This window comes from Nonomuraea sp. JJY05, from assembly GCF_043496855.1.
Lineage (GTDB): Bacteria > Actinomycetota > Actinomycetes > Streptosporangiales > Streptosporangiaceae > Nonomuraea.
Genome location: NZ_JBIEIS010000055.1, coordinates 49,104 through 65,556, shown reverse-complemented (window position 1 = coordinate 65,556; position 16,453 = coordinate 49,104). Strand labels below are relative to the sequence as shown.

The following is a 16,453-nucleotide window of genomic DNA, read 5'->3' as shown; positions in this document are numbered from 1 at the left end:
GCAGGCGTACGTCACCCGACTCTACGACCGCCTCGACGAGCTGCGCGAGCGTACCCAGCGCCAGCTCAAGGAGGTGCTGGCCACGGGCGCCGTCGGCACGATGCAGAACAGGTCGGAGCGCGACACCTTCGCCGACATGTACGCCTCCAGGCTCGCCCGGCTCTGGGCGGTCGAGCGCGGCCTGGTTTTCGGTCGCCTCGATCACGTCGACGAGGGCCGGCTGTACATCGGCAAGCTCGGCATGACCGACGACGAGCAGCTGCGCCTGCTCATCGACTGGCGCGCGCCGGTCGCGCAGCCGTTCTACCGTGCCACCCCGGCCGCTCCGATGGGCGTGACCAGGCGCCGCCACCTGCAGACCAAGGGTCGCTCCGTGATCGGCGTCGACGACGACCTGCTCGACCTCGACTCGCTCACCGACGACGACCGCGCCACGCTCAACGGCGAGGCGGCCCTGCTGGCCGCGCTCGACGAGCGGCGCACCGGCCGCATGCGCGACATCGTGGCGACCATCCAGGCCGAGCAGGACCGCGTCATCCGCAGTGACCTGAACGGCGTGCTGGTCGTCCAGGGCGGACCCGGCACCGGCAAGACGGTCGTCGCGCTGCACCGCGCCGCCTACCTGCTCTACACCCACCGCGAACGGCTCGAGCGCCGCGGCGTGCTCATCCTCGGGCCCAACCTCACCTTCCTGCGCTACATCGAGCAGGTGCTGCCCTCGCTCGGCGAGACCGACGTGCTGCTGTCCACGGTCGGGGAGCTGTACCCGGGCGTGACCGCCACCGCGCGGGAGCGGCCCAAGGTGGCCGCGCTCAAGGGCGACGCGCGCATGGCCGAGGTGATCGCCAAGGCCGTACGCGACCGGCAGCGGGTGCCGCGCAAGCCCGTCGAGCTCACCATCGGGCGCATCACGCTCACCATCGACCGTTCCATGCTCGACGCCGCGCGCAACAAGGCCACCCGCTCGCGCCGGCCGCACAACCAGGCGCGCGCCGTGTTCGTCCGGTCGCTGCTGAACGCCCTGGCCAGGCAGCAGGCCCGCAAGATCGGCAAGGGGCTCATCGACGACGACGAGCTGGCCGACCTGCGTGAGGAGCTGCGTACCGAGCCGGTGGTCAAGTCCGCGCTCAACCGGCTCTGGCCGTACCTGACGCCGCAGCGGCTGCTGCTCGGCCTGTACGGCTCCCCGGAGCGCCTCGGCTACGCCGCCTCCGACCTGAGCCCGCAGGAACGCGCCCTGCTGCGGCGTGACGGCGGCGAGTGGACCGAGTCGGACGTGCCGCTGCTGGACGAGGCCGCAGAGCTGCTCGGCGAGATCGACGAGCAGGTGCTGCGGGCCAGCGCGATGCAGGCCGAGGAGGAGCTGGCCGCCGCCCGGCAGGCCGAGGAGCGCGAGCGCGAGGCCGAGCTCGCCTACGCCCGCGAGGTGCTGGAGCTGACCGGGCTGTCCGACGTCATGGAGGCCGAGCGCCTGGCCGAGCGCCAGCGCGGCGAGGGTCCCTACCTCACCACCGCCGAACGCGCGGCGGCCGACCGCACCTGGGCCTACGGGCACGTGATCGTGGACGAGGCGCAGGAGCTGTCGCACATGGCGTGGCGGGCGGTCATGCGGCGCTGCCCGACGCGGTCGATGACGATCGTCGGGGACATCGCGCAGACCGGGTCGGCGGCCGGGGCGCGGTCGTGGGAGGAGGTCCTCGATCCGTACGTGGCCGGGCGGTGGCGGCAGGAGCGGCTCACCGTCAACTACCGCACGCCGGTGGAGCTGATGGCGGTGGCCGCCCGCGTGCTGGCGACCATCGATCCCGCTTTGGAGGCGCCCACGTCCGTGCGCGAGCTCGGCGTGGAGCCGTGGTCGGCGCCGCTGTCGGCGCTGGCGGAGCTGGCCAAGGCCGAGGTGGGGGAGGGCGGCAAGGTCGCCGTGGTGGTGCCGGACGCGCTGCTGGAGCGGCTGGGCGCGGAGGTGGCCGCCACGGTGTCGGGCGCGGTGGTGGTGGCGCCCGGTCCGGGCCGCGGCGGCAACCCGGGATCCGGGGCGGGACGTACGGCGCCTCAGTCCGGCACGGGTCCGGGCGGGGCGGTGGCGGGGTCCGGCACAGGCTCGGCCGGAGCGGCGGCGGGGTCCGGCACGGGTCCGGGCGGGGCGGCGGCGCACTCCGGCACGGGTCCGGGTGGGGTGGTTGCGACGGGCGTGGGGCGGGCCGGGGCGGCGGCGGCACTCGACGCGCCGGTGGCCGTGATGGGGGTGGCCGACGCGAAGGGGCTGGAGTTCGACTCGGTGATCGTGGCCGAGCCCGACCTCATCGCCGCCCAGTCGCCACGAGGCCCGAGTGACCTGTATGTTGCTCTCACCCGTGCCACGCAACGGCTCGGAGTGGTGCACGAGCGGCCGCTGTCGCAGGCTCTGAGGGGCTTGCCGAGCCGCTCCCCGGCGTCGGCAAATGACCTTTGACCGGCTTACGCCCCATGCCCTACCTGCGAAAACTTGATGTTTCTGCTGATCGGGACACGGTTGACATCTGAGGTGGAGTCGGTAGTTTGCTGCGCAGTCCAGCACGGGACTTGGCCGGTTGGCCGTCTCTGACATCGTCGGATCCTGCGTCCGTGACGGAGTGTGACTCCGTCCACACAGCCAGGTGCAGGGCCGTCGGTCCGTCGAGTCGGGGCACCCCAACCGGGCGGGGGGTTGGACCCGGGACGGGTCCGGGAGCCCAGTAGACAACGGAATTCCGAGCTCGCCGCCGACGAGACGGGTCCGGTCCGAAGGGTTTCCGGGCCCTCTTCCCGCTCTCGTGCGCAGGACCGACATGTGCGCCGGGTGGTCCCGTAGGCCGCGGGATCACCCTGCCGCCTCCCGGCGTGAAACGCCGATTCCTTCGATCTTCCGGCACTGCGCTGGCTCCGGGCGCCCCTGCGGGGCGGTAGCGTTTTCGCAAGCAGGCGTGCGATTCGGCGGAGGAGACCCCGGAGTGGTTCAGGAGAGAACGAGCCTACCGCCCACCCCCGGGCGCGAGCCGGCTCGTGCCGACCCCCCCCCCCCCCCCCCCCCCCCCCCCCCCCCCCCCCGACGCCCCGGACGCGGCGCTCGCCGACGGCCCCGAGCCCACGCCACCGTCCACCGCCGCCCCTGCCCGCGAAGGCTCGCCCGAAGGGACACCTTCCCCCGGCGCCGCATCGCCCACCGCCTCCACGCCTGACCCCGATACGCCATCCGCCGCCGCGCCTGCGCTCGACGCCGCGTCCGCTGTCGCGTCCGCGTCCGACCTTGCGCCTGCGCCTGAGGGGGCGCCCACGACCCCGGCGGCGTCGCCTACCGCGGCCCGCCCCGTGTCGTCACCCGTGCCCGAAGCCGCGGCTGCCCCTTCCGGTGCCACGCCCGCCTCCGATGCGGCGTCGTCCGCCGCCGCCCGCCCCGCTTCGCCATCCGACCCCGGAGCCGCGCCTGCCTCTCCCGACGCCGCGCCCGTGTCCGAGGGGGCGGCTGCGCCCGCTGCAGCCGCGCCCGAGACGGCGGGTCCGGGCCGCGGGGAGCGGGAGCCGGGGCGGGTGCTGTCGGCCCGCGTGGTGGCGGGTGTGGCCGGCGGGGTGGCGCTGTACACCGCGTTCCCGTCGCTCAACTGGTGGCCGGCCGCCCCGATCGGCGTCGGGCTGATCGTCGCGGCGCTCCACGGCACCCGGCCCAGGAGGGCCGCCTGGCTCGGCTATCTGATCGCCCTGGTGTTCCTGCTGCCCACCCTGGCCTGGGTGCGCCCCATCGGGGACGACGTCTGGCTGATGCTGGTCGCCACGGAGAGCGTCTTCTACGCCGTCATGGCCGCCCTGGCCGCGCTGGTGTTCAGGCTGCGGGCGTGGCCGTTGTGGTTCGGCGGGCTGTGGGTGGCCATGGAGTGGGCCCGCAGCCAGGTGCCCATCGGCGGGTTCCCGTGGGCGCGGCTGGCGTTCAGCCAGAGCGAGTCCCTGTTCACCCAGTACGCCGCGCTGGGCGGCGCGCCGCTGGTGTCGTTCGCCGTGGCCGTGAGCGGCGCCCTGCTGGCCTACGCGGCCCTGGCACGGCCCAAGGGCGAGGGCGCGTGGCGCAGGGCGGTTCCGGCGGCGCTGGCGCTGGCCGTGCCGGTCCTGACGCTGGCGCTGCCGAGGCCGGGCGACGAGGGGCGGACGGTCAACGTCGGCATCGTCCAGGGGAACGTCCCGGGAAGGGGCATGGGCTTCCTGGGGGACGAGCCCGCCGTTGTCCTGAAAAATCATGCCAACGAGACGAAGCGCCTGGCCCAGGCCGTACGTGAAGGAAAGCTCCCCAAGCCCGACGCGGTCGTCCTCCCCGAGAACTCCACCGACATCGACCCCTACCAGGACCCGTACGCCCGGGAGATCATCCAGGACTCCGTCCGCGACGTCGGCGTCCCCACGCTGATCGGAGCCGTGGTCGCGATCGGCGAGGATTCCCGCGCCACCCGCAGCCTCGTCTGGGACCCGGTGACCGGCCCCGGCGCCTATTACGACAAGCAGCATCTGGTGCCGTTCGGGGAGTACACGCCGTTCAAGGACATCGTCCTGGCCCTGTGGGAGCGGGCGAGCCTGGTCGGACGGCAGTCGGTCCCGGGGGACAGGCCGGGCGACCTGAAGCTGGGCCCGATCACGATCGGCGCGGTCAACTGCTACGAGGTGGCCTACGACGACACCGTGCGCGGCACCGTACGCGCCGGCGGCACCGTCCTGGCGATGCAGGCCAACAACGCCACGTACGCGCTGTCGAATCTGCCGACGCAGCAGCTGGCCATGTACAAGCTGCGCGCGGTCGAGCACAACAGGGCGGTCGTGGCCGCCGCCACCACGGGGATCTCCGCCTATATCCGACCTGACGGTAAGGTCTCCTGGCAGACCCGCGAACTGGTCGCGGACATGAACGTGGTCAAGGTGCCCGTACGCACCCAGGAAACGATCGCCACCGAGGTGGGCGCGCTTCCTGAGTGGGCATTGATGGTGATGGGAGCGGCGGCGGCCGGAGTCGCCGCGTGGCGGGGCAGACGGCGAGGCGATCGGATGAGGAACGACTGATGATGGAGACTCTCGGCCGGGTGCTCGTCGTCGTGCCGACCTACAACGAGCGCGACAACCTGCCCATGATCGTCGAGCGGATCCGGACGGCGCTGCCGGAGGTCCACGTGCTCGTGGCCGACGACAACAGCCCCGACGGCACCGGCGAGGTGGCCGACGGGCTGGCCGACGGCGACGACCACGTCCACGTCCTGCACCGGGAGGCCAAGCAGGGCCTCGGCGCGGCGTACATCGCCGGGTTCCGCTGGGGGCTTCGGGAGGGCTACGACATCCTGGTCGAGATGGACGCCGACGGCTCCCACCAGCCCGAGGAGCTGCCCAAGCTGCTCGAGGCGCTGGCCGACGGCGCCGACCTGGCGATCGGGTCGCGTTACGTGCCCGGCGGCAAGGTCGTCAACTGGCCGCACCGGCGCGAGCTGCTGTCCAAGGGCGCCAACCTCTACACCCGGGTGATGCTCGGACTGCCCGTGCGCGACGCGACCGCCGGGTTCCGCGCCTACCGCGCCGCCACCCTGGAGAAGGTGGGCCTGTCCGGCGTGGAGTCGCAGGGCTACTGCTTCCAGGTCGACCTCACGCTGCGCACGTCCAGAAACGGGCTGCGGGTGGTGGAGGTGCCCATCACGTTCGTGGAGCGTACGGTGGGCAAGAGCAAGATGAGCGGCAAGGTCATGTCCGAGGCGCTGTGGCGCATCGGCCTGTGGGGCGTCACGGGCCTGCCCAGGCGGCTGCGCGCCGGCCGCGACCAGTAGCGGCCCGGGCGGAACGCTTTGCGGCCGTCGGCCGTTGTTCCTGGTGTAACGCGCTGGTGCGGAATCGAGGAAACGATGCGGCTGCTGCTCTTCCTGGCCTTCCTGGTCGTCCCCGTCCTGGAGATCTGGCTGCTCATCCAGGTCGGTTCGGTGATCGGCGGGCCCGCGACCGTGGCCCTGCTCATCGCCGACAGCCTGCTCGGCGCCTGGCTGGTACGCCGTGAGGGCCGCAGGGCCTGGCGGGCGCTCCAGGAGGCGATCGGGTCCGGCCGGATGCCCGAGCGCGAGCTGGCCGACGGCGGCCTGGTCCTGGTGGGCGGCGCGCTGCTGCTGACGCCGGGCTTCTTCACGGACGTCTTCGGGTTCCTGTGCATCCTGCCGTTCACGCGGCCTATGATGCGCCGCCTGGGCGCCTGGTTCTTCGAGCGCCGGGTCAAGCGGCTGGCCGCGAGCTCCCCGTACGCGAACCTCTTCCCGTCCCACCAGGACGTGAAGGTGCCGGACGGCGGGCGCGTGGTGCACGGCGAGGTCATCCGCGAGGACCGCGACTGACCGTCCCGGTATGGGGCATGCGTTCGGGATCTGACGACCCCCGGGAGGACGCATGCCTTACGTGGACAGGATCGCCGAGCCATGGGGGACGCGGACGCCGTACGGGCCGGGAGAGCCCTGGCCGGTCCGCGTCGACTCCTTTCTCGAGAGCGGGCTGCGCGCGCAGGACGTGGAGCGCTGGGTGCAGAGCGCGACGATCCTGCACAGCAACGGTGACGGCCTGGACATCGCGGTCAAGGACGGACGTGTCGTCGGGGTGCGCGGGCGCGCCCAGGACCGCGTCAACCACGGCCGCCTCGGCCCGAAGGACCTGTACGGCTGGCAGGCCGTCAACGCGCCCGACCGGCTCGTACGCCCTCTCGTCCGCGAGAACGGGCGCCTGGTCGAGACCGACTGGGACACCGCGATGGACCGCGTGGCCGGCCACGTCAGGCGGCTCCTCGACGAGCAGGGCCCCAGCGCGATCGGCTTCTACACCACCGGCCAGCTGTTCCTGGAGGAGTACTACACGCTCGCGCTGATCGCGCACGGCGGCATCGGCACCAACCACCTGGACGGCAACACCCGCCTGTGCACGGCGACGGCGGCGGCCGCGCTCAAGGAGTCGTTCGGCTGCGACGGTCAGCCCGGCTCCTACACCGACGTCGACCATGCCGACGTGATCGCCCTTTACGGGCACAACGTCGCCGAGACGCAGACCGTCCTGTGGGCGCGGATCCTCGACCGGCTCGCCGGCCCGAACCCGCCCGTCCTCGTCTGCGTGGACCCGCGCGAGACCCCGGTGAGCCGGGCCGCCGCCGTGCACCTGGCCAACCGCCCCGGCACCAACGTCGCCCTGATGAACGGCCTGCTCCACGAGATCCTCGCCAACGGCTGGATCGACGAGCGGTACGTGCGCGATCACGTGGTCGGCTTCGAGGAGCTCGAGAAGCGGGTGCACGACTTCCCGGTGGAGGAGGCCGCGAGGATCTGTGACGTGCCCGCGGACGCGCTGCGCGAGGCCGCCCGCCTGATCGGCACGGCGCGGCGCCTGCTGTCCACCGTCCTGCAGGGCTTCTACCAGGCGCACCAGGCGACCGCCGCCGCCGTCCAGGTGAACAACGTCCATCTGGTACGCGGCATGCTCGGCCGGCCCGGCTGCGGCGTGCTGCAGATGAACGGCCAGCCCACCGCCGAGAACACCCGCGAATGCGGCGCCGACGGCGACCTGCCGGGTTTCCGCAACTGGTCGAACGACGCCCACGTGCGCGACCTGGCCCGCGTCTGGAACGTCGACCCCATGGACATCCCGCACTACGGGCCGCCGACCCACGCCATGCAGATGTTCCGTTACGCGGAGGAGGGCTCGATCCGCTTCCTGCACGTGACGGGGACGAACCCGGCGGTGTCGCTGCCCGAGCTGGCGCGGATCCGGTCGATCCTCGCGCAGGAACGGCTGTTCCTCGTCGTGCAGGACATCTTCCTGACCGAGACCGCGCAACTGGCCGACGTGGTGCTGCCCGCCGCGACCTGGGCGGAGAAGACCGGCACGTTCACCAACACCGACCGCACCGTGCACCTGTCGGACAAGGCCGTCGAACCGCCCGGCGAGGCCCGCCCGGACCTCGACATCTTCCTGGATCTCGCGCGCCGGCTGGACCTCCGCGACAAGGACGGCGCGCCGCTGGTGAAGTGGAGCGACGCCGAGGGGGCGTTCGAGGCCTGGAAGGAGTGCTCGCGCGGCCGTCCGTGCGACTACAGCGGCCTGTCCTACGCGCGGTTGCGCGGAAGTGGCGGCGTCCAGTGGCCGTGCGACGACGGTCACCCGGAAGGGACCGAGCGCCTGTACGCCGACGGCCGGTTCTGGAGCGCCCCGGACTACTGCGAGGACTACGGACGCGATCTGGTCACGGGAGCGCCGCTGTCGGACATCGAGTACAAGGCGCTCAACCCCGACGGCAAGGCGATCATCAAGGCCGCCGAGTACGTGCCGCCGCACGAGCAGCCGGACGGCGACTTCCCGTTCTGGCTGACGACCGGGCGTACCATCTACCACTTCCACACCCGGACGAAGACCGCGCGGGCGCCCCAGCTCCAGCAGGCGGCCCCGGAGCCGTGGGTGGAGATGTCCCCGCCGGACGCCTCACGCCTGGGCTTCGCCGAGGGCGACGTGCTGGAGGTGGCCACGGCCCGGGGTTCGGTTCGGGCCCGGCTGCGGGTCACCGCGATGCGCGACGGGGTGATCTTCCTGCCGTTCCACTACGGCTACTGGGACCGCCCCGACGGGACCGGGCCAGGGGAGTCGCCCGGGCGGGCCGCCAACGAGCTGACGATCACGGAGTGGGACCCGGCCTCCAAGCAGCCCGTCTTCAAGACCGCCGCGGCTCGGGTCTCGCTGGTGATGGCCGGTTCCGGCGCCCCGTCCCCGGCGCCGACCACCGCGGCGGCCCGTCCCGTCTCCGCCGACGTCCCCGAGACGGCCGGAGGCGCCGCCGCCCAGGCCGAGGAGGCCATGTGATGAAGATCGACCTGGTGATCCGTGAGCTGCACCGCTCGGAGAACGAGCTGGCCCACCTGCTGCTGCGGATGACGGAACGGCACAAGAGCGACCACGAGACGTACCACGTCGCCCGGGACCTGGCGGGCTGGTGCCACGACCACGTCCGCGACCTGGCGGAGGCGGGCAAGGACTTCGGCCTGGACCTGGACCCCTCCCATGACGTCTCCGTGGCGGAGCGCCTGCGCGAGAAGGCCGCGGAGTGGCTCGGCCGTCGCTCCGAGCCCGGCCTGTCACTGCTGGCCGACCTGCGCCACCTGTACCTGGCGGCGTCGGAGGTGTCCCTGGACTGGGAGCTCCTGGCGCAGGCCGCGCAGGCGGCGAAACAGCAGGAACTGCTCGCGCTGGCGCAACGCTGCCATCCGCAGACGCTGCGGCAACTACGGTGGGCGAACGCCCGCCTCAAGGACTCGGCCCCCCAGGCCCTGCTGTCCTGATCACCGTGCCGGCGCGAGGTCCGGCCGCCGATCGCACGCGCGGCCCGCCCTTCGTACAGCGGGCATGAAGAAACCCCCGGGCGGGTAGCCCGGGGGTTTCACCGTGAGAGGAGGTCAGGCGCTCTTTCGACGCTGGGCCCGCAGAACCGCGAGCCGCTCGTTGAGCACCTCCTCAAGATCTTCGATCGACCGCCGCTCCAGGAGCATGTCCCAGTGTGTCCGCGGGGGCTTGACCTTCTTGGACTCCGGCTGCTCGCCGTCCACGCGTACCGCGGTCACGCCGCACATGCGGCACTCCCAGGTCGCGGGGATCTCGGCCTCGGCTGCAAGCGGAACCTCGAAGCGATGGCCCTTAGGACAGGTGTAGGACACCTCCTGGCGCGGGGCCAGATCCGTGTTACGGTCGTTCTCGTAGCTGGTTGCCCCGAGCCGGGTGCCACGAAGCGCGCGCTCGCCCATGTCTAAATGCCTCCTACAGGGCCCCCTTGCGTGGGGGGTCTGTCTCCCACGGTGTCTAACGCTTGGTACCGTGATGGGATTCCCACCCGCGGGGTGATCCAATCGCGCTTGGGGCCGCCGGTTCTTCACACGGTCGCCGATCGGGCCCGCCTCCCGGCCGTGACCAGGGCCGTCGCCAGCCAGAGCGCGCCAATCATGATCAGCACGCCGTGCGCGATCCGCAGCGGATACGGGGCGAAGAACTGCGGGATGAACAGTACGAACCCCATCGCCAGGGCCGTCCCGCTCCACTTGGGCAGTGTTCCGGACCGCCAGACGGAAATCGCGGCCATGACCGCGCCGACGGCCAGAACGAGCAGCCCCACGGCGAACATGGTGATCGCGACGGGCCCGTACCTGAACTCCTCGGCTAGCCCCATCAGCGCAGGCGCCTGGTCCTGGAGGGAACGCCGGGCGATCACGTTCAGGCCGAAGTCCTCGGCGCCGTAGTACGGGAGCGTCAGACCCGCGCCCACCCAGGTCACGGCGGCGGCCCGCAGGGAGAGGCGGTCGCCGAGCACCTGGTGCAGCCCGAGCACGGCCAGGCCGAGCAGCACGAAACCGAGCATGGCGGCCGCGTGCCCGGCGACCCACGCGGTGGAGGCCATGGCCGCGGCGTCGTCGCCGGAGGGGCGGATGGCGGGATAGGCGAGGAAGAGGATGCCGGCGGCGGCGAAGGCTGCGGAGGTGAGCCTGGGGGCCATCAATGCTCCTTGAAGAGGGCGTTGCTCTTTAGTGAGAGCAATGCTCTCTCTTTGGAGAGATGATGTCAAGAGCAGTGCTCTCTGTTTGGATCGGTGACCCTCCAGGCTGGTGCATGCGTGGCGTGGCGGGGGCTCTCCTGCGGCTTGGCCGGGCTTCCTGGTCCCCAGCGGGCGTGACTATCGTCCTTCCGAAGCCCGAAGCCCGAAGCCCGAAGCCCGAAGCCCGAAGCCCGAAGCCCGAAGCCCGAAGCCCGAAGGGCAGGGGGCCTGGAGTAGGGGTGGGGTCGGGGGCGGCGGCGTGGGATGGGCGGCGTGGGAAAGGCGATTGAGAGGGACGGACCCTAGCTGGGGCGCCTGCGCGTCAGAAGTGGGACCAAAGTCCTGTCGCCGAAACGGGTCATCGCCGCCAGGGGCTTGACGGCAGCGGCGATGAGCCAGGGGAGCCCCGGTTTGCCGGTGGTCCGCGCCAGGCCGGGGCCAAGTGCGGCCATCATCGCCGTCAGCCCCGGCAGAGGCCGGATCCACATGGTGATCTCCTTGATCAGCCCGTCCTCGCCCACCTCGACCAGCGCCGCCTCGTGGATCTCCTGGCGTCCCAGCCGAGCGGTCGCGGTCAGGGTCCGCGTGCGTTCGTCGCCGATGTCCTTCTGGTAGCGCAGGTCGGACAGCACGTCGAACACGACCGAGAACAGCTCCCGTATCTGCTCCTTGCCCTGGAAGGCGGCATTGGCGCTGAGCGGCGAGCGGAAGACCACATCGTCGGCGAGCGTGGCGAGGAGGGCGTCGACGTCGTGCGCCTCGCCTGCCCGCCGGTAGGCGGCCGCAGGTGAGTCCTGAATGTGAACTGTCATGGGTTCACTTTATCAACCCACTATCCTGGATCCGTGAACAGGTTCGGTGAGATGCACTGCTCCATCGCTCAGGCCGTCGGCGTGGTGGCCGAGCCGTGGACACCGCTGATCCTGCGCGACCTGTTCCTGGGCCTGTGCAGGTTCGACGACCTGGCAGAGGATCTGGGCATTTCGCGCAACCTCCTGACTCGTCGCCTGGAGCATCTGGTGGCGGCCGGTGTGGTCGAGAAGCGGCCGTACCAGGAACGTCCTGTACGCCACGAGTACGTCCTCACCGAGGCGGGCCGCGACATCGTGCCGGCCCTGCTGACGCTGATGGCTTGGGGCGACCGCTGGTCCACGCCGCCGGGCGGCCCGCCCGCGCTCCTGGTGCACTCCTGCGGCGAGCGCTTCACCCCGGTCGTCACCTGCCCCCACTGCGGCGGCGAGGCCACCGCGGACACGGTCTCAGCCGTAGGCGGCCCAGGCGCGGCCCAGGGCCTAGGCACCATGCTCCTCGCAGCACCATCGCGACCAGACAGCCGCCGTCGACCGTAACCGGCCGCACACGGCCGCAACTGGACTGAGCCTGCGAACGTCCCGATGAGGACGCCGGCCGCACCGTCGTGCTTGAGCACATGCCTGGGCGCCGCGACCAGATCACCGGCCGCAAGGTTGCTCCCTGAGCGCACCCCTGGGTGCCGCGACAAGATCACTGGCCGCACCGGTGCGTCCGGAGGGCATGCCTGAGTCCTGCGACCGGATGCCGGCCGCACGGTTGTCCCCGGAGGGCATGCCTGGGCGCCGCGACCAGAACATCGGCCGCAGCATCGTGCCAGCAGTCTGTCCATGGCTGTCGCCATCAGAGGCGCGCGGATGGCCACGATCGAAGTGCCGCCGCTTCCGGGATGGAGGCGGCCGCCTGTTGATGAGAGACCTCTCATCCGCCGCTAACGAAGGCGCCATCGTGGGCCCGCAGGCTGAGACCCGGCAGCGTACGGGACGACCGACGGGAGACGCCGATGAGACGGGGACCACGATGGCTCCTGCTGGCCATCACCGTCGCACTCGTCCTGGTGGGCGCTATGACGGCACTGTCGGGGCGGCGGAATGCCCGGATGGCGATGCCGTTCGGCATGGTCCAGATCGCCGCTGGCTCCGCGGATGACCACGGAGGCGATGACCATGACAGGGAGGGTGACGATGGGGGCGACGGAGTGGCGCACACCGGTCCGGCGAGGGTCCGCCCAGGTGAGGGCTCAAGACCAGGCGAGGGATCGCAGGCTCCCTCCGACGGGGGACGGTCACAGGCCAGCGCGCGGGTACGACCGTCGCCCTCCAACGGTTCTGAGGGTGGCGAGGGACAGGATGCTTCACCCGGCCCCGGGCCTGCGCGCGCCGCTGACGGGACACGCACCTCCCGCGGCGCCACAGGGTCACTCACACCGCAGGCCGGCGGACAGCCGCAGATACGCGACGGAGGCTCACTGGCGCACAGCAGGCCGTATTTACAGCCCCCAGGCGGACCGGATTCACAGGCGTCGGGTGTCGCCGCTTCGCCGGCCCGGAACAACGAAAGCGGACAAGTGCCACTCGGCGACGGAGGCCCACAGACGCCGCCCAACGAGGTCCCGCCCTCCGACGCGGCGTCACAGCCTCGAGACGGTGCCATGCTTACCCGAGAGCCCGGCCATTCCGACGGCTCGACCATGCGGCCTGACAGCCCAGGCTCGCCGCCCGACGCCATGGGCCGGTCGCCTTGTGATGCCGGTTCACCGCTTGGCCCCGCGGGCTGGTCGCCTGGTGAAGCCGGTTCGTCAACTTGCGGTGCGGGTCTGCCGTCTGTTGCGGGAGGCTCGGTGTCCGGCGGTGTGGACCGCTCGCATGGTGGCGGAGGTTCGCTGTCTGGAGGTGCGGGCCGGCCGTCTGGTGGGGGAGGTTCGCTGCCCGGCGGTGTGGACCGCTCGCATGGTGGCGGAAGCTTGCCGCTTGGCGGTGCGGGCTGGTCGGCTGATGGCGCAGGCTCGCCGCCTGCGGGTGTGGGCTGGTCGCCTGACGGTGGGAAGTGGCCGTCAGATGCCGAGGGCTGGGGGGCGCTGGAGGGCCGTGGAGACTGGCCGTCGCCCGAGGGCACCCAGGGGTGGCCGCCCTCGCACGACGTTGACGACGAGGCGGCTCACCCCGGCGACGACGGCTCGTCCGTTCTGCCCGGCACCGACGGCTGGCCGGCGTCACCTGGCGACGGAGACTCGCCGACCCCGGACGGATCCCTGCCGCGCGGTACGGGCACGCCAGGCGAGGCGGGTCCCGATTCCGGGCGCACCACCGGCGACTCGTACGGGAACGGCCATCGGGGGTGGTGGGTGCTGTTCGCCATCGTGGGCACGGCCACCCTCGCAGGGGCGGCGTTCTGGATCGCCCACAAGCTCGGCCCCCGCCCCGACCCTCCGCCCGACCCGAGTTCCGAACCCCTGCCTGACTCCAGCCCCGATCCTCCACATGGCCCGAACGACTGACCCCTGCCCGACCGCCCGCTGGACGTCCGCAGCGGGCTGCTGTGATCGACACGTGCGCTTGGAGCGGCCGCGTGACCTGCTCGTCCTGGCATGAGCGCCTGGACGAGCCGCCTGGCTGCGCGTCCGAGAACGCGATGGGAGTGAAGCCGCCGAGCGCCAGGGACGATCCTGGAACCCCGTCGCCCATGGGGGCAGGAGGGCGCAGGCCGGCCCAGCGTGCGTCCGCGCGTGAGGACGCCTCGTGCTACCGCGCTCCAGGGAACGGCCGCACGGGGGTCGCCCGGCGGCTCAGGTCAGATGCGGTCGGGGACCTCGTTGCCGGCTTGGCGGATCGCCTTGGGGAGGTTGGTCAGGGCGAGGAGTACGAAGCCGATGACGAAGAAGATGATCATGGAGACGATGGCGATCCGGTAGCTGTTGCTCAGCTGGAGCGCGATCGTGACCGTCAGGGAGCCGATGAACGCCGAGCCCTTGTCGCTGATCTGCAGCAGGCTGAAATACTCGGCCTCCCGCCCCTTCGGGATCACCTGCGAGAACAGCGAGCGCGACAGCGCCTGCGTGCCCCCCAGCACGATCGCGATCGCGAACGCCATCAGGTAGAACTGCAGCGCCTGCCCCTCCCCGACGAACAGCGCCGCCGCCACGATCGCCGTCCACAGCACCAGGCTGGCCAGCACCGTGCGCTTGGTGCCGATGCTGCGAGCCAGCCGGCCCAGCAGCAGCGCGCCGAAGAACGCCACGAACTGCACCATCAGGATGGCCGTGATCTGCACCGTCTTGTCCAGCTTGAGTGCTTCGGAGGCGAAGGCCGCGCTGTTGCCGATCACCGTCTGCACGCCGTCGTTGTAGACCAGGTACGCCACCAGGAACAGCAGCGTCAGCGGATAGCGGCGCAGCTCGGCCAGGGTGCGGCCGAGCTGGCGGAAGCTGCCGCCGACCGAGCGCAGCGCCGTGGTCTCGTGGGTGGGCACGGGACGGTTGCGCAGCCGCAGCAGCGGAATGATCGTGAAGATCGCCCACCACAGACCGGCCGACATCATGCTGATGCGCACCGCCATGCCCTCGGCGACCCCCAGGCCCTCATGCTGCGTGTAGAGGACGAGGTTGAGGGCCAGCAGCAGGCCGCCGCCCAGGTAGCCGATGGCCCAGCCGCGCGAGGACACCCCGTCGCGCTCGGCGGGGGTGGAGATCTGCGGCAGGAACGAGTCGTAGACCACGACCGAGGAGCCGTACGCGAGGTTGGCCAGGATGAACAGCACCCCGCCCAGCATGTAGCGATCGCCCTCGACGAAGTACAGCGCCATCGTGGCCAGCGCGCCGACGTAGGCGAAGCCGCCGAGCATCTCCCGCTTGCGTCCGATGTGGTCGGCCAGCGCGCCCACCACGGGCAGCACCACGATCTGCAGGAACACCGCGATCGTCAGCGTCAGCCCGAAGAACGCGGCCGGCCTGATGTCGGCGCCGAGCACGTCGACGTACCCGAGGCCCGGATTGCTGTCGACCAGCTTGTCGAAGTCGGCCACGCACGTGTCGGAGGCGATGTTCGGGAAGTCCTTGGCGCAGGCCGCGGTCTTGGCGACCGGGATGAGGTACGGGCCGAGGAAGACCGAGATGATCGTGGTGTAGAAGGCGGAGTTGGCCCAGTCGTAGAAGTACCAGCCGCGCTGCTCGCGCCTGCGGGCTGCGGGGGAGTCGTCGAGGGCCGCGGGGGGTGCGGGTACGGGCATGGTGTCGAGTCGCTCCTATGCGGCCAGACTGCCGGGATGCCATTGGCCGCGGCGCTCCAGCACGGTGCGCAGGCCGGAGACGTTGTCGGTCATGATGCCGTCCACGCCCAGGTCGAGCAGGTGTTCCATGCGCACCGGGTCGTTGACGGTCCACACGTGCACCTGCATGCCGATGGCGTGCGCCGTACGTACCAGACTCCGGGTGGTCACCCGCAGCCCGCGGAAGCCCACCGGCACCTGCGCGCACGGGACCCCGGCGCGCGACAGGCGGGCCAGCAGGCGGCCGTAGCCGGAGGTGGACGCGGCGGCGCGCAGCGCGGCGACGCCGCGCGGGCCGAGCGCCGAGCACACTTCCCTGCTCATCGCCGCCCTGGCCAGCGTCAGCCGCTCGTCGGAGAAGGAGGTCAGGCAGATGCGGTCATAGGAGTTGGTACGCCGGATCGCCTCGGCCAGCGGCGCGATGGCGGCGGCCTCCTTGACGTCGATGTTGAAGCGGATCTCGGGCCAGGTGCCCAGCAGGTCCTCCAGCAGCGGGATCTCGTGAACCCCGCCGATACGGGCCTGCTGGACCGCCCGGTAGGGCAGCTCCGAGATGCGGCCCCGTTGGTCGGTCACCCGGTCGAGCGTGTGGTCGTGGAAGGCGAGCAGCACACCGTCGGAGGTGGCGTGCGCGTCGGTCTCCAGATAGGTGTAGCCGAGCCCGACCGCCCGCTCGAAGGCCGCGACGGAGTTTTCCGCGCCCTCGGCGGCGCCTCCGCGGTGCGCGAAGGCCAGCGGGCCCGGATGGTCGAGAAAGGCGAATCGACGGCTCAGCACGTCCTGAGTATGCCTTCCGTGGGTGAACGGTTC

At 71.6% G+C, this 16,453-nt stretch carries 13 protein-coding genes; 8 read left to right on the top strand and 5 right to left on the bottom strand.

What is annotated here, in order from left to right; genetic code table 11:
• Positions 1-73 precede the first annotated feature (73 nt).
• From ACFKCF_RS52625 to ACFKCF_RS52600, 6 genes are all read left to right on the top strand, one after another.
• Positions 74-2,452 (top strand): HelD family protein, encoded by a 2,379-nt coding sequence (locus ACFKCF_RS52625; protein ID WP_394503817.1) that lies wholly within the window; start codon positions 74-76, stop codon positions 2,450-2,452.
• Between the two features lie 1,013 nt (positions 2,453-3,465).
• A complete protein-coding gene (lnt, locus tag ACFKCF_RS52620) occupies positions 3,466-5,055 on the top strand; it encodes an apolipoprotein N-acyltransferase (RefSeq protein ID WP_394503815.1) in 1,590 nt (529 codons plus the stop codon).
• Positions 5,055-5,804 carry a polyprenol monophosphomannose synthase gene (locus tag ACFKCF_RS52615; protein ID WP_394503813.1) on the top strand — a complete coding sequence of 250 codons (750 nt, stop codon included), beginning with the start codon at positions 5,055-5,057 and terminating at the stop codon, positions 5,802-5,804. The genes lnt and ACFKCF_RS52615 overlap by 1 nt, the downstream gene beginning before the upstream one ends.
• A gap of 75 nt (positions 5,805-5,879) precedes the next feature.
• On the top strand, positions 5,880-6,356 hold the full coding sequence (locus ACFKCF_RS52610; RefSeq protein ID WP_394503811.1) for an FxsA family protein: 477 nt from the start codon (positions 5,880-5,882) through the stop codon (positions 6,354-6,356).
• A gap of 52 nt (positions 6,357-6,408) precedes the next feature.
• Positions 6,409-8,853: a molybdopterin oxidoreductase family protein gene (locus tag ACFKCF_RS52605; protein WP_394503809.1), complete on the top strand. Its 2,445-nt coding sequence runs from the start codon at positions 6,409-6,411 to the stop codon at positions 8,851-8,853.
• Positions 8,853-9,329, top strand: coding sequence for a hypothetical protein (locus tag ACFKCF_RS52600; protein WP_394503808.1), 477 nt, complete (start codon positions 8,853-8,855; stop codon positions 9,327-9,329). The genes ACFKCF_RS52605 and ACFKCF_RS52600 overlap by 1 nt, the downstream gene beginning before the upstream one ends.
• Positions 9,330-9,443: 114 nt before the next feature.
• On the opposite strand, the gene ACFKCF_RS52595 is transcribed toward ACFKCF_RS52600, so the two are convergent.
• From ACFKCF_RS52595 to ACFKCF_RS52585, 3 genes are all read right to left on the bottom strand, one after another.
• On the bottom strand, positions 9,444-9,788 hold the full coding sequence (locus ACFKCF_RS52595; protein WP_364846137.1) for an RNA polymerase-binding protein RbpA: 345 nt from the start codon (positions 9,786-9,788) through the stop codon (positions 9,444-9,446).
• Between the two features lie 125 nt (positions 9,789-9,913).
• Complete coding sequence (locus ACFKCF_RS52590; RefSeq protein WP_394503806.1) at positions 9,914-10,531, bottom strand: hypothetical protein; 618 nt, start codon at positions 10,529-10,531, stop codon at positions 9,914-9,916.
• 341 nt (positions 10,532-10,872) lie between these two features.
• Positions 10,873-11,382 carry a nuclear transport factor 2 family protein gene (locus ACFKCF_RS52585; protein WP_394503804.1) on the bottom strand — a complete coding sequence of 170 codons (510 nt, stop codon included), beginning with the start codon at positions 11,380-11,382 and terminating at the stop codon, positions 10,873-10,875.
• A 33-nt stretch (positions 11,383-11,415) separates the two neighbouring features.
• Here ACFKCF_RS52585 and ACFKCF_RS52580 point away from each other — a divergent pair, with 33 nt between their 5' ends.
• Both ACFKCF_RS52580 and ACFKCF_RS52575 read left to right on the top strand, forming a co-directional pair.
• Positions 11,416-11,919 (top strand): winged helix-turn-helix transcriptional regulator, encoded by a 504-nt coding sequence (locus ACFKCF_RS52580; protein ID WP_394503802.1) that lies wholly within the window; start codon positions 11,416-11,418, stop codon positions 11,917-11,919.
• A 1,481-nt stretch (positions 11,920-13,400) separates the two neighbouring features.
• Positions 13,401-13,877 carry a hypothetical protein gene (locus ACFKCF_RS52575; protein WP_394503800.1) on the top strand — a complete coding sequence of 159 codons (477 nt, stop codon included), beginning with the start codon at positions 13,401-13,403 and terminating at the stop codon, positions 13,875-13,877.
• A 293-nt stretch (positions 13,878-14,170) separates the two neighbouring features.
• On the opposite strand, the gene ACFKCF_RS52570 is transcribed toward ACFKCF_RS52575, so the two are convergent.
• Positions 14,171-15,604 (bottom strand): MFS transporter, encoded by a 1,434-nt coding sequence (locus ACFKCF_RS52570; protein ID WP_394503798.1) that lies wholly within the window; start codon positions 15,602-15,604, stop codon positions 14,171-14,173.
• Positions 15,605-15,619: 15 nt separating this feature from the next.
• Positions 15,620-16,420: a glycerophosphodiester phosphodiesterase family protein gene (locus ACFKCF_RS52565; protein WP_394503797.1), complete on the bottom strand. Its 801-nt coding sequence runs from the start codon at positions 16,418-16,420 to the stop codon at positions 15,620-15,622.
• Positions 16,421-16,453: the final 33 nt, after the last annotated feature.

Coding starts and splice junctions, on each gene's coding strand:
- ACFKCF_RS52610 (WP_394503811.1), top strand. CDS start 5,880: ATGCGGCTGCTGCTCTTCCTGGCCTTCCTGGTCGTCCCCGTCCTGGAG.
- ACFKCF_RS52590 (WP_394503806.1), bottom strand. CDS start 10,531: ATGGCCCCCAGGCTCACCTCCGCAGCCTTCGCCGCCGCCGGCATCCTC.
- ACFKCF_RS52615 (WP_394503813.1), top strand. CDS start 5,055: ATGATGGAGACTCTCGGCCGGGTGCTCGTCGTCGTGCCGACCTACAAC.
- ACFKCF_RS52600 (WP_394503808.1), top strand. CDS start 8,853: ATGAAGATCGACCTGGTGATCCGTGAGCTGCACCGCTCGGAGAACGAG.
- ACFKCF_RS52570 (WP_394503798.1), bottom strand. CDS start 15,604: ATGCCCGTACCCGCACCCCCCGCGGCCCTCGACGACTCCCCCGCAGCC.
- ACFKCF_RS52585 (WP_394503804.1), bottom strand. CDS start 11,382: ATGACAGTTCACATTCAGGACTCACCTGCGGCCGCCTACCGGCGGGCA.
- ACFKCF_RS52605 (WP_394503809.1), top strand. CDS start 6,409: ATGCCTTACGTGGACAGGATCGCCGAGCCATGGGGGACGCGGACGCCG.
- ACFKCF_RS52595 (WP_364846137.1), bottom strand. CDS start 9,788: ATGGGCGAGCGCGCGCTTCGTGGCACCCGGCTCGGGGCAACCAGCTAC.